This window comes from Aeromonas sp. 82P, assembly GCF_051919365.1.
Lineage (GTDB): Bacteria > Pseudomonadota > Gammaproteobacteria > Enterobacterales > Aeromonadaceae > Aeromonas > Aeromonas veronii.
In genome coordinates this window covers 3,812,015-3,831,951 of record NZ_JBQBEV010000001.1, presented here as the reverse complement: position 1 = coordinate 3,831,951, position 19,937 = coordinate 3,812,015, and the positions used below count along the sequence as shown (strand labels likewise).

General features: G+C 58.9%; 18 protein-coding genes. 9 read left to right on the top strand and 9 right to left on the bottom strand.

The features are described from left to right. Positions 1–17: 17 nt before the first annotated feature. The 3 genes from ACTG2S_RS17465 to ACTG2S_RS17455 all read left to right on the top strand — a co-directional run bounded on the left by ACTG2S_RS17465 (position 18) and on the right by ACTG2S_RS17455 (position 2,295). Positions 18–1,313, top strand: coding sequence for a sulfurtransferase (locus ACTG2S_RS17465; RefSeq protein WP_439983014.1), 1,296 nt, complete (start codon positions 18–20; stop codon positions 1,311–1,313). Positions 1,314–1,516: 203 nt separating this feature from the next. After that, complete coding sequence (locus ACTG2S_RS17460) at positions 1,517–1,726, top strand: YgdI/YgdR family lipoprotein (protein ID WP_005335219.1); 210 nt, start codon at positions 1,517–1,519, stop codon at positions 1,724–1,726. 167 nt (positions 1,727–1,893) lie between these two features. After that, on the top strand, positions 1,894–2,295 hold the full coding sequence (locus tag ACTG2S_RS17455) for a DUF2541 family protein (RefSeq protein ID WP_005335217.1): 402 nt from the start codon (positions 1,894–1,896) through the stop codon (positions 2,293–2,295). Positions 2,296–2,378: 83 nt separating this feature from the next. On the opposite strand, the gene mog is transcribed toward ACTG2S_RS17455, so the two are convergent. Further along, positions 2,379–2,909: a molybdopterin adenylyltransferase gene (gene mog / locus ACTG2S_RS17450; protein ID WP_021229718.1), complete on the bottom strand. Its 531-nt coding sequence runs from the start codon at positions 2,907–2,909 to the stop codon at positions 2,379–2,381. A gap of 392 nt (positions 2,910–3,301) precedes the next feature. On the opposite strand from mog, the gene ACTG2S_RS17445 reads away from it, so the two are divergent. From ACTG2S_RS17445 to folA, 4 genes are all read left to right on the top strand, one after another. After that, positions 3,302–3,637, top strand: a complete 336-nt coding sequence (locus ACTG2S_RS17445) for a DUF3135 domain-containing protein (RefSeq protein WP_005335213.1) — start codon at positions 3,302–3,304, stop codon at positions 3,635–3,637. Positions 3,638–3,872: 235 nt separating this feature from the next. Then, positions 3,873–4,670, top strand: a complete 798-nt coding sequence (locus ACTG2S_RS17440; RefSeq protein WP_005348133.1) for a threonine/serine exporter family protein — start codon at positions 3,873–3,875, stop codon at positions 4,668–4,670. After that, the gene (locus ACTG2S_RS17435; RefSeq protein WP_026035076.1) at positions 4,667–5,134 is read left to right on the top strand and encodes a threonine/serine exporter family protein; all 468 of its coding nucleotides are present in this window, start codon (positions 4,667–4,669) and stop codon (positions 5,132–5,134) included. The genes ACTG2S_RS17440 and ACTG2S_RS17435 overlap by 4 nt, the downstream gene beginning before the upstream one ends. A gap of 18 nt (positions 5,135–5,152) precedes the next feature. Continuing rightward, positions 5,153–5,644, top strand: a complete 492-nt coding sequence (gene folA, locus ACTG2S_RS17430; RefSeq protein ID WP_047438078.1) for a type 3 dihydrofolate reductase — start codon at positions 5,153–5,155, stop codon at positions 5,642–5,644. A 79-nt stretch (positions 5,645–5,723) separates the two neighbouring features. On the opposite strand, the gene ACTG2S_RS17425 is transcribed toward folA, so the two are convergent. The 5 genes from ACTG2S_RS17425 to prfB form a co-directional block, all read right to left on the bottom strand. Next, positions 5,724–6,506 (bottom strand): phosphoadenylyl-sulfate reductase, encoded by a 783-nt coding sequence (locus tag ACTG2S_RS17425; RefSeq protein ID WP_274160777.1) that lies wholly within the window; start codon positions 6,504–6,506, stop codon positions 5,724–5,726. Further along, positions 6,496–8,220, bottom strand: a complete 1,725-nt coding sequence (gene cysI / locus ACTG2S_RS17420; RefSeq protein WP_376891746.1) for an assimilatory sulfite reductase (NADPH) hemoprotein subunit — start codon at positions 8,218–8,220, stop codon at positions 6,496–6,498. Before cysI ends, ACTG2S_RS17425 begins: the two co-directional genes overlap by 11 nt. Continuing rightward, positions 8,220–10,010, bottom strand: a complete 1,791-nt coding sequence (locus ACTG2S_RS17415) for an assimilatory sulfite reductase (NADPH) flavoprotein subunit (protein ID WP_279498648.1) — start codon at positions 10,008–10,010, stop codon at positions 8,220–8,222. The genes cysI and ACTG2S_RS17415 overlap by 1 nt, the downstream gene beginning before the upstream one ends. Before the next feature lie 199 nt (positions 10,011–10,209). Then, positions 10,210–11,745 (bottom strand): lysine--tRNA ligase, encoded by a 1,536-nt coding sequence (gene lysS / locus ACTG2S_RS17410; RefSeq protein ID WP_005335201.1) that lies wholly within the window; start codon positions 11,743–11,745, stop codon positions 10,210–10,212. Positions 11,746–11,761: 16 nt separating this feature from the next. Then, a protein-coding gene (gene prfB / locus ACTG2S_RS17405; protein ID WP_100645262.1) for a peptide chain release factor 2 occupies positions 11,762–12,860 on the bottom strand; the annotation gives its coding sequence in 2 pieces (ribosomal slippage) (positions 11,762–12,784 and positions 12,786–12,860; 1,098 coding nt in all). A gap of 256 nt (positions 12,861–13,116) precedes the next feature. On the opposite strand from prfB, the gene ACTG2S_RS17400 reads away from it, so the two are divergent. Next, positions 13,117–14,988 carry a methyl-accepting chemotaxis protein gene (locus ACTG2S_RS17400; RefSeq protein ID WP_274160831.1) on the top strand — a complete coding sequence of 624 codons (1,872 nt, stop codon included), beginning with the start codon at positions 13,117–13,119 and terminating at the stop codon, positions 14,986–14,988. Between the two features lie 239 nt (positions 14,989–15,227). Here the strand turns inward: ACTG2S_RS17400 and gltS are convergent, their stop codons facing one another. Continuing rightward, entirely contained in the window at positions 15,228–16,427 is a 1,200-nt protein-coding gene (gltS, locus tag ACTG2S_RS17395) for a sodium/glutamate symporter (protein ID WP_005348115.1), read from the bottom strand. A 446-nt stretch (positions 16,428–16,873) separates the two neighbouring features. Here gltS and ansA point away from each other — a divergent pair, with 446 nt between their 5' ends. Then, positions 16,874–17,881 carry an asparaginase gene (ansA, locus tag ACTG2S_RS17390; protein ID WP_042054747.1) on the top strand — a complete coding sequence of 336 codons (1,008 nt, stop codon included), beginning with the start codon at positions 16,874–16,876 and terminating at the stop codon, positions 17,879–17,881. 235 nt (positions 17,882–18,116) lie between these two features. Here ansA and ACTG2S_RS17385 read toward each other — a convergent pair whose 3' ends face one another. Next, positions 18,117–18,410 (bottom strand): YeaC family protein, encoded by a 294-nt coding sequence (locus ACTG2S_RS17385; protein ID WP_005335194.1) that lies wholly within the window; start codon positions 18,408–18,410, stop codon positions 18,117–18,119. A 71-nt stretch (positions 18,411–18,481) separates the two neighbouring features. Continuing rightward, positions 18,482–19,915: a glyceraldehyde-3-phosphate dehydrogenase gene (locus ACTG2S_RS17380; protein WP_043822179.1), complete on the bottom strand. Its 1,434-nt coding sequence runs from the start codon at positions 19,913–19,915 to the stop codon at positions 18,482–18,484. Between the last annotated feature and the right edge of the window lie 22 nt (positions 19,916–19,937).

The window sequence follows — 19,937 nt, the reverse complement described above, 5'->3', positions numbered from 1 at the left end:
TGAATCGAGAAATCACCATGAAACGACATCTTCGCTTCCTGCAGGCCGCGCTGGCGACCTTACTGCTCTGGTGTGCCCTGCCCGCCGTGGCAGGGGAGTTGCCACCGCTCTCGCTGGCCGATGCCAAGGCCAAGCAGGCTGTCATCCTGGATACCCGCGCCAGCTACTTCTATCAAGGGTGGCCGATGGAAGGGGAGAAGCAGGGCGGCCATGTGGCGGGCGCCGAGAACCTCTCTGCCGAGTGGAAATACAGCGATGAAGAGTGGCCAAAGGCGCTCGAGATCAAGGGGCTGAAGGCTGAGCGTCCGGTTGCCCTCTACGGTGCGTCCCGCGAAGTGGCTGAGGTGGCCCGTCTGCTGCGCAAGCAGGGGATCAAGCAGCTGTTCGAGCTGCAAGGGTGGCAAGCTGCACCGCGCGAGTCGCTGGCACGCTGGCAGCAGCTGGTCTATCCGCGCTGGTTGGCGGATCTGCAAGAGGGCAAGCCGGTTGCCGCTGCGCCCAAGGGTGACTGGAAGCTGTTTGAAGTGGATTGGGGTTCACCCAAGGCCTACCTCATCAGCCACATCCCGGGGGCCGGTTATATCGATACCAACAGCCTCGAAGAGGAGCCGCTGTGGAACAAGGTCTCTGACGAAGCGCTCAAGAAGCTGCTGCTGGATAACGGCATCCGTCACGACACCACCGTCATCCTCTATGGTCGAAACACCATGGCGGCTGCCCGTGCCGCGCACCTGATGATGTATGCGGGGGTGAAAGATGTACGCCTGCTGGACGGTGGTCTGGATGCCTGGTTTATCCAGCATCTGCGCACCGAAACCGGTCTGCCCAACAAATATGAGCCGGTTAAGGAGTTTGGTGTGGCCATTCCCGCTCACCCCGAGTACTACACCACGTTAAGTCAGGCAAAAGAGCTGCTCAAGCAGCCCGATAGCGCACTGGTCAGCGTGCGTACCTGGGACGAGTTTGTCGGCAACACCTCAGGTTACAGCTACATCAAGCCGAAGGGCGATATCCCGGGAGCCAAGTGGGGCCATGGTGGCGTCGATGCCAACAGCATGAGCGACTTCCACAACCCGGACGGCACCATGAAGCCGGCCCGCGAGATCCTCGCCATGTGGGAGCAGTGGAACATTGAGCCAACTCAGCAGGCTGCGTTCTACTGCGGTACCGGCTGGCGCGCCTCCGAGGCCTTCTTCTACGCCTGGCTGATGGACTGGAAACAGATCAGCGTCTACGACGGTGGTTGGTACGAGTGGAGTTCCGATCCCAAGAACCCGACCGTGACCGGTGAGCGTCAGCCTGCCAAGTCCTGATTACGTGCTTGCGCTGAAAAGAAGAGGCCGGACAGAGATGTCCGGCCTTTTTCATTGCGCTCGCCACCCGGCCAGATAACTAGGCTAAGTCGCTGATTATTGACGGCGATCCCGCTTTGCTCATCCCGCCATCCCGTGCCGTGCTATTGAACTAGGCTTCAAGAAACATCCTCGTGGTGAGGATGATCGCAGAAGAGGCCGCAATGAAAAAACTGATGATGATCCTGGTGTGCGCCCTGGGGCTGGTGGCATGCAGCTCCCAATACATCATGAGCACCAAGGATGGCAAGATGATCACCACAGAGAGCAAACCCAAGCTGGACGAGAGCACCGGCATGTATCGCTATTACGATCATGAAGGGCGCGAGGTAATGATCAAGAAAGATGACGTGACCCAAATCATGGAGCGCTAAGCGCTCTCTTGCCGCAAGGGCCGCTATCTGCGGCTCTTCTCTTTTTGCCGAAAAGTCGCGCTTTTTTCTCTGTCGATCCCCGCACATTCGCAGCAAATTCAGCTGTGATACAGCTTCCGTTATGGTTTAACCCTTATCATCACACTCCATTTTTTATTGGAGGTGTTATGTCCTTGATGTCTATCTGGAATTCCCGTTTTTCCGCGCGCAGCTTGCTGGGTGGTGCCTTGCTGGTGGTGGCGTCAGCCAGCCATGCCGGTGACGATCAGTTCACGCTGGGGCGGACTATTTTACTGGGAGCCGGTGATCATGGTGCGACAATTCCTTTGGTGGTTTGCCGTCAGACCAAATATATCAAGGTGAAGGCGGAGCGTGATTTGACCCTGGATCGGGTGGTGGTGACCTATGGTGGTGATCGTACCAAGACCATTCGTTTCGATCGGGAAATGAGCAGTGATAAAGAGACCGAGTGGAAATCACTGGGCTCGCGCCGTTGTGTGAAAAAAATCGAAGTGTACGGTAATTCAGAGCGCAGCAAAGCGGGCGTAAAAGTATTCGGCCGCAAATAATTGATGCGGTTTTTCTGCGCAAACAGATGAGTTAAAAATAATGGCGAGCCGTGGCTCGCCATTATTTTTTATGGTCGGGTTCGCTATTTTTTCGGCCGAAAAGGCTTGATGACAGTTTCATCGCACTCGAGATACGGCCCTTCCATCAAATCGATACAGTAGGGGATGGCGGGGAAGACTGCATCCAGACATTCGCGGATTGATTTGGGCTTGCCCGGCAGATTGACGATCAGGGTATCGTCGCGCAGCCCGGCAGTCTGGCGCGATAAGATGGCAGTCGGCACAAACTTGAGGGATTCTGCCCGCATCAGCTCGCCAAAGCCCGGCATCATGCGATCACATACCGCCTCGGTCGCTTCCGGCGTGACATCCCGCTTGGCCGGACCGGTGCCGCCTGTGGTGACGATGAGACAACACTGCTCCTCATCCGCCAGCTGGATCAGGGTCGCTTCAATCAGCTCCTGCTCATCGGGGATCACCTGATAGACAGGTTCCCACTCCGAGGTCAGATAGGCGTTCAGGGTGTCGATGATGGCCTTGCCGGAGAGGTCTTCATAGATGCCCGCGCTGGCGCGATCGCTGACGGTGACGATACCGATTTTTGCCTTGCTCATGGTCTGCTCTTGAATGTCCGATAAAAGTGGCAATTAAAATAACATAATCAGTGAGATATGTTAAACCGTCAGGAGATGACGCGGGTCGGTGAGGGAAGAATAAAGTGTCGAATGAAGCAAAATATGGCCACCCGGATTTTTATTTGCAATAAAAAACAGAAAATCACAACCTAAAATGTATAAGTGTTTTATCTCGCCTGAATTAAAAACAATCGCTTTTTCCAAACACAATTAAAATAGATAGACACCCTCGTAGTGACCATTGTCCGGTTTAGTCGCCAGTGGATGGATTGAACCCTTTTTAGCCGCGTCGTATATACAGATTTATATGGCTGGGACGTGATGGTGTGGTACCGCAGTGTGTTGCCAGCAATAGTCGCCAAGGAGGGCATATGGAGTTGCCTGATTTTGACACCCTGAAGGAGTTGGCTGCGAGTGAGCCCTCCCGGCTGGATGCGATTCTGGAGCAGCAGATCGACCAGTTGATGGCCCGTGCGAGCCCCGATCAGCAGCGCCGTCTGCGCGGGTTGCAGTTCAAGATTGATGGTCAGCGCCGTCTGGCGAAAAACAATCTTGATAGCTGTATCCGGATTACCAACATGATGCGGGAATCTTTTTATTTGATGCGCAGCGAAATGAGCCAGTTCAGGGAAGAGGGGGACCCTCCGCCTGAAAGCGATGGCAGTGGTAAAATAATCCGTCTGGCGGACTATCAACGTCGCAAATAATCTGCAATAACCCCCTTGGTTGATATTTCAGCCAAATCGGTGAGGCCATGATAAAGGGAATTGCTGGCGACCTGATTGTTATGGTTTTTAATGTTAGTCGTAATGTATTTGTGATGTAATTTCTTTTCTCCTTCTTGTAATAACTTATTAGTCAGGTTGTGATAGGGGTGGATGAATAACAGTAAAAGTTAGGCTAATATGGCCGAAATTTTTATTGCTACGACTCGAAGGGATTATGAGAAGTATCACACCAAGACGGGTGTTGTCGCGGGAGCAACAGACAGAGATCACCCGCATTATCGTCAAGGTGGGTCAGATGTTGGCCCAGTTCGGGGCGGAGAGCCGGATCATCGAGCAGACCACGGTGCGGCTGGGGATGGCGCTGGGGCTGGAGAGTGTCGAAATGGCTATCTCGTCGAGCGCCATCGTGCTCACCAGCCTCTATCAGGGGGGCTGTGTTACTACTACCCGGCGGGTGCGTGAACATGGCATCAACATGCAGGTGGTATGCGAGATCCAGCGGATCTGCATCATGGCGGAGAAAGAGCTGATCGGTGCCCGTGAAGTGCGCCAGCGCCTCGAAGCCATCGTCCCTTTCCACTATCACCCCTGGTTGGTGGTCCCCATGGTGGGGCTCTCCTGTGGTGCCTTTAGCCTGCTGTTTGGCGGTGACTGGCCCATCTTCCTGGTGACCTGTTTCTCGTCTGCCGTGGCGATGCGGGTGCGCCAGCTGATGGCCCGCCATCACCATAGCCCGCTCATCAACTTTGCCGCCACCGGCTTTATTGCCACCTTGCTCTCCTCCAGCGCCACCTTTTTTAACTGGGGTGACCAGCCCTATCTCGCCATGGCGGCCAGCGTGCTGCTGCTGGTGCCGGGCTTTCCGCTGATCAATGCCGTCTCAGACATGGTGAAGGGCTACTTCAACATGGGGCTGGCCCGCTGGGGGACAGCGACCCTGCTGACCATCAGCGCCGCCATAGGTATCATTTTGGCCATGTCGGTCACCGGGATCTGGGGGTGGAAAGTATGATGGATTTGCTCTGGCTACTGGCCAAGGATGCCTTCTGGTCCTCCATCCCGGCGGTGGGGTTTGCCATGCTGTTCAACGTGCCGCCACGGATGCTGAAGTATTGCGCCATGGGCGGCGCGCTGGCTCACAGCCTGCGTACCCTGCTGATCCACTATGGCATGCCCATCGAGTGGGCGACGCTGGCGGCGGCGACCACGGTCGGCTTTGTCTGCGTCTACTGGTCGCGCCGTCTGCTGGCACCGCGTCCGGTGTTCAGCGTTGCCTCCATCATTCCGATGATCCCGGGCAGTTATGCGTTCAAGACCATGATTGCGGTGGTGGAGCTCAACATCAACGGTGTGACCATGGAGTTGATCCAGAGTGCGGTAGAGAACGGCCTCAAGGCGCTCTTTATCGTCGGTGCCCTCAGTTTCGGTTTGGCGATCCCCTCTCTGGTCGTGTACCGTAACCGCCCCATAATCTGACAGACGGTGAGAGGCCCCATGAAGATTTCCATGATTGCCGCCATGGCCCACGACAGGGTGATCGGCAAGGACAACCAGATGCCCTGGCATCTGCCTGCCGATCTGGCTCACTTCAAGCGTGTCACCCTCGGTAAACCGGTATTGATGGGGCGCAAAACCTTCGAATCCATCGGTCGACCGCTGCCCGGACGGCGCAATCTGGTGATCAGCCGCAATCCCGACTATCAGGCCGAGGGCATTGAGGTGGTAGGCTCCGTCGAGGCGGCGCTGGCGCTGTTGGCAGGCAGCTCGGTGGAGGAGTTGATGGTGATCGGTGGTGGTCATCTCTATGCCGAGATGTTACCGAGCGCGGATTGTCTCTACCTGACCCGCATCGATCTGGCGGTGGAGGGGGATACCCGCTTCCCTGCTTTTGACGATGGTCAGTGGCAACGCGTTGATTGCGAGAGCCACCCTGCCGATGAGAAGAACCCGCACCCCTATAGCTTCGAGACCTGGCAGCGCCGCTGACGGACGAATGCTAATGGGCAAATAACAACAAGGGCATCTTCGGATGCCCTTGTTGTTCTGTTGGGTTTTCAAGACGGGATTAGATGCCTGAGCCGTCGTTCTCGCCATTTTCCTCGTGTAAACCGCACTCGCGCTTGAGGCCGAAGAAGCGGGTCTGCTCCTCGCTCATGCCCGGCTCCCACTTGGCGGTGGTGTGGACATCGCCCACCGAGAGGTAACCCTGCTCCCACAGCGGATGGTAGGGGAGGTCGAACTCCTTGAAGTAGTAGAAGACATCCTTGTTGCTCCAGTCGATCACCGGCAGGAACTTGAAACGGCCGCGCTGGATGCCCAGCACCGGCAGCTTGCCACGGCTGCCGGACTGCTCCCGGCGCAGGCCGGAGAACCAGGTCTGGGCCCCCAGCTCACGCAGGGCACGGTCCATCGGCTCCACCTTGTTGAGCTGGTTGTAGCGGGTGATCCCCTCTACCCCCTGCTCCCACAGGAGGCCAAATCGCGCCTCCTGCCAGGCTGGGCTGAGCTCGGCCCGGTAGATCTTCAGGTTGAGCGCGAGGCGCTCGGTCAGCTCGTCGATAAAGCGGTAGGTCTCGGGGAACAGATAACCGGTATCGGTAAGCACCACGGGCACGTCGGCCCGTTCGCGACTTACCAGATGGAGCATCAGCGCCGCCTGAATACCGAAACTGGAGGAGAGCACATGCTCCCCCGGCAGATTTGCCAGGGCCCAGCGCACCCGCTCGTGGGCACTCATGGTATCCAGCTCCCGGTTGAGGGGGGCCAGCGCCTCGACTTGCTCCTCACGGCCGAGGGCCAGCAGTGCCTGCAGGTCAAGGCGGCCATCTTCAGTGACATTAAGCGGCATAGAAGTCCCTCGCAGAGTCGATAACGGGCGCAATCACCCCAACCCGGATCACGAAGTCGCCGAAGCACTCACCCTGATTGCGCTCTTTGGCCCAGCGGCCGATCAGCGCGTCCAGTTCGGCCAAAATCTGCGGCTCTGTGATGTTCTCCTGATAGAGGCGCGGAATGCGGGTGCCTTCCAGGTTGCCCCCCAGATGGAGGTTGTAGCGGCCGGGAGCCTTGCCCACCAGACCCACTTCCGCCAGCATGGCGCGGCCGCAGCCGTTGGGGCAGCCGGTGACCCGGAAGATGATGGCGTCATCGGCGAGATCGTGCTTGGCCAGTAAGCCTTCGATGTCGGTGACAAACGCCGGCAGCATGCGCTCGGCCTCGGCCATCGCCAGCGGGCAGGTGGGCAGGGCCACACAAGCCATGGACTGCTTGCGCTGCTCGCTTACGCCGTCATCCAGCAGGCCGTATTGGCGCGCCAGCCCTTCGATACGGGCTTTTTCGCTGGCAGGTACCCCGGCGATGATCAGGTTCTGGTTGGCGGTCAGGCGAAAATCCCCCTGATGCACCTTGGCGATCTCCAGCATGCCGGTTTTGAGGGGCTTGCCCGGGAAGTCAAGCAGGCGGCCATTCTCGATAAACAGGGTGAGGTGGTGCTTGCCGTCGATCCCCTCGACCCAACCGAAGCGATCGCCACGGCTGGTGAACTCATAGGGACGCACTTCGCCAAACTGGATGCCGGCACGGCTCTCCACCTCGGCCTTGAAGGCTTCGACGCCGACGCGTTCAAGGGTGTACTTGGTCTTGGCGTTCTTGCGATTGACCCGGTTGCCCCAGTCGCGCTGGGTGCTGACTACGGCCGCCGCCACCTCCAGCACGTGGGAGAGTGGGATGAAGCCAAAGTCGCTCGCCTTGCGCGGATAGGTGCTGGTGTCGCCGTGGGTCATGGCCAGCCCGCCGCCCACCAGCACGTTGAAGCCTACCAGCTTGCCGTGTTCGGCAATCGCCACGAAGTTGAGATCGTTGGCGTGGATATCCACGTCGTTGTGAGGCGGGATCACCACAGTGGTCTTGAATTTGCGCGGCAGGTAGTTGGAGCCCAGGATCGGCTCCTCGTCCTGCCCCAGTTTTTCACCGTCCAGCCAGATCTCCACGTAGGCGCGGGTCTTGGGTAGCAGGTGTTCGGATATCTTCTTGGCCCACTCGTAGGCCTCCTGATGCAGTTCGGACTCCACCGGGTTGCTGGTGCAGAGCACGTTGCGGTTCACGTCGCCCGCGGTGGCAATACTGTCGATACCGGTGCTGTTGAGGGTCTGGTGCATCAGCTTGATGTCGCGCTTCAAGACCCCGTGGAACTGGAAGGTCTGACGGGTGGTCAGGCGGATGCTGCCGTAGAGGCTGTGCTCTTCAGCGAACTTGTCGATGATCTGCCACTGGGCCGGGGTGATGATCCCACCCGGCAGGCGGGCACGCAGCATGACGTTGTGCAGCGGCTCCAGCTTCTGGGCGGCGCGCTCCGGGCGGATGTCGCGGTCATCTTGCTGGTACATGCCGTGAAAGCGGATCAGCTGGAAGTTGTCGCCGTTAAAGCCGCCGGTGAGCGGGTCCTGCAGATCTTGCTCTATGGTGCCGCGCAGGAAGTTGCTCTCGCGCTTGAGGCGCTCGTTGTCGGCCAGCGGCCCTTCGACCGGTCCCGCTTTTGGGTGAGAAAGAGGTTGTTTGCTCATCAATAGACATCCCTTTGATAACGTTTGGCACGACGCAATTCGCTCAAATACTCTTCAGCTTCCTCACGGCTCTTGTGACCGTGTTCGGCAATTACATCCAGCAGGGCCTCCTGTACATCCTTGGCCATCTTGTTGGCGTCGCCACACACATAGAAGTGAGCGCCTGCTTCCAGCCACTGGTAGAGCTCCTGGCCAGCTTCACGCAGGCGGTCCTGCACATAAATCTTGTTGGCCTGATCCCGGCTGAAGGCTAGCGAGATCTTCGACAGCAGCCCCGATTTCACATAACGCTGCCACTCCACCTGATAGAGGAAATCCTGGGTAAAGTGGGGGTTGCCGAAGAAGAGCCAGTTCTTGCCTTCCGCGCCCTGAGCTTCCCGCTCCTGCATAAAGGCGCGGAACGGGGCGATGCCGGTGCCCGGGCCCACCATGATGACGGGGGTGTCGGGGTTTTGCGGCAGGCGGAAGTTGTCGTTGTGTTCGACGAATACCCGTACCTCGCCATCCTCAATCAGCCGATCCGCCAGATAGGAGGAGGCGGCGCCAGAGCGCACAGTGCCATCTTCTTGGCGGTAGCGCACCACACCGACGGTCAGGTGCACCTCCTCTTCCACCTCGCTCTGGGCGGAGGCGATGGAGTAGAGGCGCGGGGTGAGGGGGCGCAGCAGGCTGACCAGCTGCTCGGCCGTGAGGGCGGTCGGGAATCGCTTCAGTACATCCACAATCTGGGCGGAGGCCACCAGCGCATTGACCTGGGCCTTGTCGCCCGCCAGATCTTTCAGCGCCGCATTGTCCGATATATCAGCGAGCCCTGTGATAAAGCCGCCGTGCAGCCGGGTCAGTTCGAAGTGACCGGTCAGTGCGGTACGCAAGGTGCCGTGGGCTGTGGCTTCATCGCCAGAGAGGCCGGTCAGGGCCAGCACTTCGCCCACCAGTTCGGCGTCATTGTCGAACCAGACCCCGAGGGCATCCCCCGGCTGATAGGTGAGGCCGGAGTCGGCCAGATTGATCTCGATATGGCGGATATCCTTGGTGGAATCCCGGCCGGTGATCTTCTGATTGACCGATAGGCGGGCAGCGAAAGGATTTTCCTTGCTGTATTGGCTGTGGCCGACCGCCTGCTGCACCGCGCTGGCCACGCTGCTGCTGGCCGCTGCGCTAGAGAGCGTCGCGGTGATGGCGTTGAGTGCCTGCTCGCCCCACGCCTTGGCCGCATCCTGATAATCCACATCAAGGCTCGCGAGCTCATAAATGCGCTCGGCCCCTGCTTTGGCGAGGAAGTTATCAAAATCTTTACCGGTCTGGCAGAAAAATTCGTAGGAGCTGTCACCCAGCCCCAGCACGGCGAACTTGAGCCCGTCCAGCTTGCCAATCTTGCCTTTTTTAAGCTGCTCGAACAGATCGACGGCGCTCTCCGGCGGTTCACCCTCCCCGTAAGTGCTCACTACCACCAGCAGGTGGCTCTCTTTCTTGAGCTGCTTGGGTTTGTAGTCGGCCATCGACGCGAGGGTGACGGGTAGGCCACGTGCCTCGGCCTGCGCCTTGATGGCAGTGGCGACCCCTTTGGCGTTGCCTGTCTGGGAGCCGTAGAGAATGGTCAGGCTGCCGCTGGGCGCAGCCACGGCGGCGCTGGCAGCAACGTTCTGGTGACCGCTCTGGGAGAGGCCGTAGAGATATCCGCTCACCCAGGCCAGTTGCTGGGTATTGAGGGTCGAGAGTACCTGACCCAGCTGACGTTGTTGCTCGTCAGAGAGGGGGGAGAGGTTGAATGGGGAATCCTTCAATTGCATCACACGCGTCTTCCATGGTCTGATTTTTGGCCAGATTAAAGGGCGTGTTGGATAACAACAAAGAATAAAAATATCTTCTTTATTCCATTATTGAATTTATAAAGTGATTTAGTGGTAAGGAAGATAGAAAAACGCCCCGCAGTCGCGGGGCGTTTTTATTGGCTATCACGCTCGGGGTGGATCCCGGCGGGCATGAACCTTACTTCTGCGGACGCAGGGCCGGGAACAGAATGACGTCACGGATGGTGTGGCTGTTGGTGAACAGCATGACCAGACGGTCGATACCGATACCCTGACCGGCAGTCGGCGGCAGGCCGTGCTCCAGTGCGGTGACGAAGTCGGCGTCGTAGAACATGGCTTCGTCGTCGCCTGCTTCTTTCTGATCAACCTGATCCTGGAAGCGCTTGGCCTGGTCTTCTGCATCGTTCAGCTCGGAGAAGCCGTTGGCCAGCTCGCGGCCACCGATGAAGAATTCGAAGCGGTCGGTTACATCCGGGTTCACGTCGTTGCGGCGAGCCAGCGGAGAAACGGCGGCCGGGTACTCGGTGATGAAGGTCGGTTGCAGCAGCATGTGCTCCACGGTCTCTTCGAAGATCGCGGTGATCACGTGGCCCAGTTCCCAGCCCTTCATCAGCTCGATGTGCAGACGCTTGGCAACGGCCTTGGCGCTCTCGAGGGTAGCCAGATCGTCCAGAGTTACGTCCGGGTTGAACTTCAGGATGGACTCGACCATGGTGAGGCGCTGGAACGGCTGACCGAAATCGATGGTCAGGCCCTCTTCGCCCTCTTTGGCGTAACGGATCTTGGTGTCGCCCAGAATGTCCTGCGCCAGGGTGCGCAGCAGCTCTTCGGTCAGGTCCATCAGATCGATGTAGTCGGCGTAGGCCATGTAGAACTCGATCATGGTGAACTCGGGGTTGTGACGAACCGAGATACCTTCGTTACGGAAGTTGCGGTTGATCTCGTAGACACGCTCGAAACCACCAACCACCAGACGCTTCAGGTAGAGCTCCGGAGCGATACGCAGGTACATATCGATGTCCAGCGCATTGTGGTGAGTGACGAACGGACGCGCGGAAGCACCACCCGGGATGACTTGCATCATCGGGGTTTCCACTTCCATGAAGCGCTTTTCGTTGAAGAACTTGCGGATACCGGCAACCACCTGGGTGCGGATCATGAAGGTCTTGCGGGACTCTTCGTTGGCGATCAGATCCAGGTAGCGTTGGCGGCAGCGAGCTTCCTGGTCGGTCAGGCCTTTGTGCTTCTCGGGCAGCGGACGCAGTGCCTTGGTCAGCAGGCGGATATCGGAAACGTGAACGGAGAGCTCACCGGTCTGGGTCTTGAACAGGGTACCTTCGACACCCACGATGTCGCCCAGATCCCACTTCTTGAACTGCTCGTTGTAGAAACCTTCCGGCAGGTCGTCACGGGTGACGTAGACCTGGATCTTGCCGGCCATGTCCTGCAGGGTGGCGAAAGAAGCCTTGCCCATGATCCGGCGGGTCATGATGCGACCGGCAATCTTCACCCGTTTACCCAGGCTCGTCAGCTCCTCGGCGCTTTTGTCGTCGAACTCTGCGTGCAGATCGCCAGAGAGGCTGTCGCGACGGAAGTCGTTGGGGAAAGGATTACCCTGGGCGCGCAGGGCGGCCAGCTTGGAACGACGCTCGGTCATCTCGTTGTTGAGTTCGAGAGTTTGGTCGACTTCCGGAGTGATGGTTTGTTCAGACATGGTGATTCCTGCTTGTTTACAGACCTGATTTCAGGCTGGCTTCGATAAACTTGTCCAAGTCACCGTCGAGCACCGATTGGGTATTACGGGTTTCGACGCCGGTGCGCAGATCCTTGATACGGGAGTCATCCAGCACATAGGAACGGATCTGGCTGCCCCAACCGATATCAGACTTGGTCTCTTCCAGGGCTTGTTTCTCAGCGTTCTGCTTCTGAATTTCCAGCTCGTAGAGCTTGGCTTTCAGCTGCTTCATACACTGGTCTTTGTTTTTGTGCTGGGAACGGTCGTTCTGGCACTGTACCACGACACCGGTCGGAACGTGGGTAATACGCACCGCGGATTCGGTTCGGTTAACGTGCTGACCACCGGCACCGGAGGCACGGTAGACGTCGATCCGCAGATCCGCCGGGTTGATCTCGATATCGATATCGTCGTCGATCTCGGGGTAGACGAACACAGAACAGAAGGAGGTGTGACGGCGGCCACCGGAATCGAACGGGGACTTGCGAACCAGACGGTGTACGCCGGTTTCGGTACGCAGCCAGCCGAACGCATATTCGCCGGTGAACTTGATGGTGGCGGATTTGATACCAGCCACGTCGCCTTCGGAGCATTCAATCAGCTCGGGCTTGTAGCCGTGGGCATCGCCCCAGCGCAGGTACATGCGCAGTACCATGTTGGCCCAATCCTGTGCTTCGGTACCACCGGAGCCGGATTGAATATCGATATAGCAGTCGGAGCCGTCGTGCTGACCGGAGAACATGCGGCGGAACTCGAGATCCACCAGCTTGGCTTCCAGCTGTTCGGATTCGGCGATGGCTTCGTTGAAGGTCTCTTCGTCTTCCCCTTCCACGGCCAGGCTCACCAGCATCTCGACGTCATCCACGCCCTGGGTCAGGGTGTCGATGGTGCCGACCACGTTTTCCAGCGCTACGCGCTCTTTGCCCAGCGCCTGTGCGCGCTCGGGTTCATTCCATACGTCCGGCTGTTCCAGCTCGGCGTTGACCTCTTCTAGACGCTCTTTCTTGGCGTCATAGTCAAAGGTACCCCCTAAGAAGCTCGGTCCGCTCAGACAGCTCCTTAAGTTTATTTAATACGGGATTAACTTCGAACATCGTGAAAACTCTCAGGGTCGATGTGATTTAAAAACGGGATATTCTAGCCAATTGTGGAAGGAATAAACAGGGTTGCCTTGGCTTGTGCGGCTCATGCCGTCAATTTCTGGTGCACTTTTCTCCACCTCGGTAGAAAATATCGCCCGCAGACCCATTTTCAGGTTCAGTTTTGGCCATTCGGGTCGCTAATGACTACGTGTAGTGTTGTGCAATTTAGGGAAAAACCCGCTCCTCACCTCAATAAGAAGAACACATGATGAAAAACCTGTCACTCAAGCAGAAGATACTGTTGTCAGTGGTGATCGCCCTTTCGTTGGTGATTTTGTTGCTCTCCTGGCAGAGCTATAGCAGCCAGAAATCCCTGTTGCTGCAAGGCAGCCAGGAGCAGTTGCAACGGCTGGGCACCCAGCAGGCCGAGCGTGTCAGCGACTGGCTCGCAGCCCGTCGCGACGTGATCCAGGCGCTCGGCAACAAGGCCGGTGCCGAACCCCTCAATGCCTTGCAACAGGCACAAGTTTCCGGCCGTTTCCAGCTCACCTATTTCGGTGAGAGCAGCGGCAAGATGAATGACTCCGATCCCTCCATCAACCGCGATGGCTACGACCCGCGCTCCCGTGGCTGGTATCAGGAGGCGATGAGCAAAGGTGGCCTGATTGTCACCAAGCCCTATCTCGATGTGGCTTACAACATCATGGTGGTGACCTTGGCCCAGCCGGTTGCTGGCGGGGTAGTCGGTGGTGACCTCTCCATCGCCTCGCTGGTGGAAGACGTGACCAAGATGCAGCTGCCTGCCGACGGTTTCGCCATCATGATGCACAAGGATGGCACCATCATCGCCTACAAGGATGCTGCCAAGGCGATGAAACCGGCCAGCGAGATCGACAACGATCTGACCAACGCGCTGATCGAGCAGAGCAAGTCAAGCAAGGATCTGGTTCCGGCCTACTTCGACAGCGAAGGTCGCGACAAGCTGCTGTGGGCGGCTGATATCCCCGACACGGATTGGGAACTGGTGCTGGTGCTGGACAAGGCCGCGCTGGAAGCGCCGCTCTCCTCCCTGCTGATGACCCAGCTGGGGATGGCGCTGCTGGTGCTGGTGGGTAGCATCCTCGCTATCTCCTGGCTGGTCAGCATGCTGCTTGGCCCGCTCACCAAGGTCTCTCAGGCACTGGCCCGCATTGCCGATGGTAATGGCGATCTGACCCAGCGCATCAAGATCGACGCCAACGACGAAGTGGGCCAACTGGCCAACAGCTTCAACCGTTTCGTCGGTAGCCAGCATCAGCTGATCGGCAATATCCGTCAGCTGGCCAACGAGTTGAACGCCGATGCCGAGCGCAGTCTGGTGACCAACCAGGCCGCGGTGGACGAGTTGCAGCGTCAGCAGCAGGAGGTGACCATGGTCGCCACGGCGGTCACCGAGATGGCGAGCGCCACCATGGAGATCGCCGGTAACGCCGAGAACACCGCCGCCGCTGCCCAGCAATCTGCCCAGAGCAGTGAGCAGGGCAAGATGCTGGTCAACAAGACCCGCCAGTCCATCAATGGTCTGGCTGAAGAGGTGGGGCAGGCGACCGAGGTGATCGGCGAGCTGAGCCGTCACGCGCAGGCGATCACCAGCATTCTCTCCACCATCCAGGGGATTGCCGAGCAGACCAACCTGCTGGCGTTGAACGCGGCCATTGAAGCGGCCCGTGCCGGTGAGCAGGGGCGTGGTTTTGCGGTGGTCGCTGATGAGGTGCGGGTGCTGTCGCGCCGTACTCAGGACTCCACCCAGCAGATCCAGTCCACCATCGAGACCCTGCAACAGACTACCGCCCGTGCGGTAAGCCTGATGCAGACCAGTCAGGGGCTGGCGGACAACAGTGTGCAGGATGCCGATCAGGCGGTGCGCGCGCTGGAAGAGATCACCAGCGCCATCTCCCTCATCTCCGACATGGCCGGTCAGATCGCCACTGCCGCCGAGGAGCAGACTCAGGTGACCGGCGAGATCACCCAGAACACCACCGCCATCAAGGATGTGAGTGACGAGATCACCGCATCTGCCATGCGCGATCTGGATCAGGCCCACAGCCTCAAAGGGCGTGCTGCTGACCTTAACCAGCAGGTGTCGACCTTTATCCTGTAAAGTGCAACTCTCGGCCTGTTCCGGCTGAGATAAACAAGCCCCGCCCTCTGTCGAGTGCGGGGCTTTTTGTTGTTCGGGGGAGTGCGGGCTTGGTGATTTCGGGCTGTTTAGGTTGCTCGCAGGTCACCTTGATGGCGGATACGAGCCCCGGCTCTGCCTGCGTCAGCTGGCGAGTAGAGAACAAACAAAGAGCCCACCGAAAGGTGGGCTCTGATCATATACGTCTGACGGAAAGGGAATTACAGGAATGGCATCGCCATAAACAGCTTGATCACCATGGCGTTGATGATGTCGATAAAGAAGGCGCCCACCATGGGCACCACCAGAAACGCCAGGTGGGAGGGACCGAAGCGCTGGGTGATGGCCTGCATGTTGGCAATCGCGGTTGGGGTGGCCCCGAGGCCAAAGCCGCAGTGACCTGCCGCCAGCACGGCCGCATCGTAATTTTTGCCCATCACCCGGAAGGTGACGAAGATGGCGTAGAGCGCCATTGCCACGGTCTGGGCGGCCAGCAAAATGAAGATGGGCAGGGCCAGGCTGGCTAGATCCCACAGTTTCAGGCTCATCAGCGCCATGGCGAGGAACAGCGACAGGCTGACGTTGCCCAGCAGGGAGACCTCGCGATCGCTCACTTCATGCCAGTTCAACAGGGTCAGGACGTTGCGCAGCAGCACGCCGACAAACAGCACGCAGACGAAGATTGGCAGCTCGAAGGCGCCCCCTTTGAGCGAGGCGGAGAGCAGCTCGCCTCCCTTGAGGCTGATGGCGATCAGCGCCAGCGTCTCGATGACGCTGAAAGTGGTGAGGGGGCGCTCCATATCCGGCATTTCGAAGCCCTGGGGGGCCTCATCCTGATTGTGCTCCTCACCGGGCACTTGCACTTTCTTCACCAGATAGCGAGCCACCGGGCCGCCAATCAGGCCGCCCAGCACCAGACCGAATGTGGCACAGGCGATGGCGAGCTCAGCGGCGGATTGCACGCCGTACTTCTCGGAGAAGGTGGCACTCCAGGCCGCCCCGGTGCCGTGGCCGCCGGAGAGAGTGATGGAGCCAGCCAGCAGCCCCATGTGGGGATCCAGACCGAGCAGGGTCGCCAGACCGACCCCCAGACTGTTTTGTACCAGCAGCAGGCCGGTGACCACCATCAGGAAGGTAACCACCGCCTTGCCGCCGCGTTTCAGGCTGGCGAGATCGGCGGAGAGACCGATGGAGGCGAAGAAGGCCAGCATCAGCGGGGTTTGCAGGCTGGTATCAAATTGCAGCTCCATCTGCAGGGTGGAGCGCAGCAGTAGCAGTACCAGCGCGACCACCAGGCCGCCGGCTACCGGTTTGGGGATGTTGAAGGTACGCAGCAGCCCGACTCGGGTAACCAACACCCGGCCCAGCAGCAATACCAGAGTGGCAGCGACCAGCGTTGCGTAGGAATCAAGTTGTAACATTCAGTACTCCCATGTTGATTGGCTGTGTCTTTCATAGCAAAAGACTTACAGATTCAGCCGGGATGAAAACAGTGTGGCTTATGTGCCAGCAAAGAAGGGGAAACATCTCCCCGCCCCAGGAAAGATGGGGCTTGTGCGGGCCTGAAATGCTCAGGCATCCAGATGAGATTTTAGTAAAATCCGGCGGATTGTAGCAAAAAGCATCGTTTAATTCCATCTTTGTCGTATTAATGCTCGTTTTAGTGGTTTATTGTGACATTTAACACTATGTAGGTAGAGGGCAGAAAAGCCGAAAAGGGTGCATGGAACGGCTGTCATTTGGGGCGCCAGTCTCTATAATTCGCCGGTTTCCGCTGCACGCAGAGGCGCTGGCGGGCGTTGACATTGTGGTTCACCCCGACATGGTTCATGTTTTGGCGGTGTTCACTTCATCAAGAGGAGAGGGTGTGAAGAAGTCTATCTACATTGCCTACACAGGCGGCACCATTGGGATGCAGCGTTCCGATCACGGCTACGTGCCGATGGCGGGCTTTATGGAAGACTGTCTGGCGCGGATGCCCGAGTTCCACCGCCCCGAGATGCCGGATTACCATATCCACGAATATGCCCCTCTCATCGACTCCTCCGACATGACCCCGGCGGACTGGCAGCGTATCGCCGAAGACATTCGCGACAACTACGAGAAATACGATGGCTTTGTGATCCTGCATGGCACCGATACCATGTCGTTCACCGCCTCGGCGCTCTCTTTCATGCTGGAAGATCTGCACAAGCCGGTCATCATCACCGGCTCCCAGATCCCGCTGGCCGAGTTGCGCTCCGACGGTCAGCAGAATCTGCTCAACGCCCTCTATATCGCGGCCAACTACCCGATCCACGAGGTGACGCTGTTCTTCAACAATCAGCTCTATCGCGGCAACCGCAGCAAGAAGGTGCACGCCGACGGCTTCCACGCCTTCGACTCCCCCAACTATCCGCCGCTGCTCAATGCCGGGATCGCCATCTCGCTGGAAGCGGGCGAGTTGGGCGTGCCCTCCGCGCGGCCGCTGGTGCTGCACGACATTACCCCCCAGCCGATCGGCGTGGTAACCCTCTATCCGGGGATCTCCAGCGAGGTGATCGCCAATATCCTGCAACAGCCGGTGAAGGCGCTGATCCTGCTCTCGTTCGGGGTGGGCAATGCGCCGCAAAACCCGGCCATGCTGGCGCTGCTCTCCGAGGCCTCGGCCCGCGGCGTCATCATCGTCAACCTGAGCCAGTGCCTGCACGGTAAGGTCAATATGGGGGGCTATGCCACCGGCAACGCCCTGTCGCGGGCCGGGGTTATCTCGGGCTTTGATATGACCGCCGAAGCGGCGCTCACCAAGCTCCACTTCCTGCTGAGTCAGGACTTGCCCTCCCACCGGATTCGCGAGTTGATGCAGCAGTCCCTGCGCGGGGAGCTGACGCCCTGAGAAACTGTCCGCGACCTTACTGCGAAGCCGTGATCAAGGCTCATGTGCTGCTCGGAATCCTCATGTATGTATATACACTCCGGTTCCTGCGCTGCTCTTCACCTTGCTGACGTCTTCTCGCTACAGGTCGTGAACAGCTTCTGACCTCCCTACCATGGGGAGAGTGGAAAAAGAAGGGAGCCATCATGGCTCCCCTCTTTGCTGTGGTCGCTGCGAGCGGCCTGCCGGGTCAGGTTCAATGGTTAAGATCGACCCGCACTATCTCTTCCTCGTCGCGATACTGACGCTTGAGCTCGCTCTTGCTCTTCATCACAATCTCGCCGTCACGACCTATGTTCATGTGCTCGGGGTTGTCGAGATGCATCGCCTGCCAGGCCATCACGGCTTGCAGGGAGGTGGCCTTCTGCTCGTCGGTCAGGGGCTTGCCATCGGGCCACTTGCCCAGCTCGACTGCGGTTTTGAGCCGCTCATACACCTCTTCGGGCATCTGCCTGATAGCTTGTAAAAACTCACCCTGTTGAAACGACATTTGGCCTCTCCTTGAACTATTGAGCCATAAACAGCGGGGTCTGATGGGCCATGCAGGTAGACCCTATCGGTCTATGCCGGCAGATCCTGGCGGACTACGCCAGCCATCTGTTCCATCACCCGCACTACCTGACAACTGTACCCGAACTCGTTGTCATACCATACGTAGAGCACACAATGATCCCCTTCGGCGATGGTCGCCTGGGAGTCGACGATGCCCGCATAACGGGAACCTACCATGTCGGAGGAGACCAGCTCGGTACTGGCGCTGAAGTCGATCTGGCGGTGCAGGGCCGAGCTTAGCGCCATCTGCTGCAGATAGGCGTTGAGGCTCTCCCGATCGGTGGCCTGTTCCAGCGACAGGTTGATAATTGCCAGCGAGACGTTGGGGGTCGGCACCCGGATGGCGTTGCCGGTCAGCTTGCCCTTGAGCTCGGGCAGCGCCTTGGCTACCGCCTTGGCGGCGCCGGTGCTGGTCATCACCATATTGAGGGCCGCGCTGCGACCGCGGCGCTCGCCTTTGTGGTAGTTGTCGATGAGGTTCTGATCGTTGGTGTAGGAGTGGACCGTCTCCACGTGGCCGTGGCGGATGCCGTATCGCTCCTGCATCACCTTGAGCACCGGGGTGATGGCGTTGGTGGTGCAGGAGGCGGCGGAGATGATCCTGTCATCCGGGCCTATCACCTCATGGTTGACCCCGAACACCACGTTTTTCATCTCCCCCTTGCCGGGGGCGGTCAGCAGTACCTTGCCGGCACCGCGCGCTTTCAGGTGCTCGGAGAGGCCCGCTTCGTCACGCCAGACGCCGGTGTTGTCGACGATCAGCGCATCGTGAATGCCGTAAGCGGTGTAGTCGATGTCGGCCGGGCTATTGGCGTAGATCACCTGAATGAAGGTGCCGTTGGCGATGATGGCGCTGCGCTCCACATCCACCTCGATGGAGCCATTGAAGGGACCGTGCACCGAGTCGCGGCGCAGCAGGCTGGCGCGTTTCTCCAGATCCCCGTCGCGACCACCGCGTACCACGATGGCGCGCAGACGCAGCGGATTGGCTGCGCCGGTGCGCTCGATCAGCAGGCGGGCCAGCAGGCGGCCGATGCGGCCAAAGCCGTAGAGCACCACGTCGGTCGGCTGCGGCATCTGGCTGCGGCCAAGGGCCGGTGCCAGTCGCGCTTGCAGATAGTCCTCGATCCCCGCTTCATCCTGATGATCCTGCCAGTAGCCGACTGCCAGCTTGCCAAGGTCAACCTCGGCGGCGGTGGGTTTGAGGGCAACGATGGCCTGAAGCAGGGGGAAGCTTTGCTGGATGGGGAGGGGGGCGCCCTGGTGGCGGCGGACGACCCGGTGGGCCTTGAGGATATCGATGGTGGAGGCGTTTTGCAGCGGGCGGCCGTAGAGGGTGATCTCGACCCCTTGTTGTCGGTAGAGGCGACCAATCAAGGGCTGCATGGCTTCGGCGAGCTCCTGGCTCTCCTGCCACGCTTGCAAGTAGTGCTCGTGGGTCATTGACCAGATCCTTTATTTCACG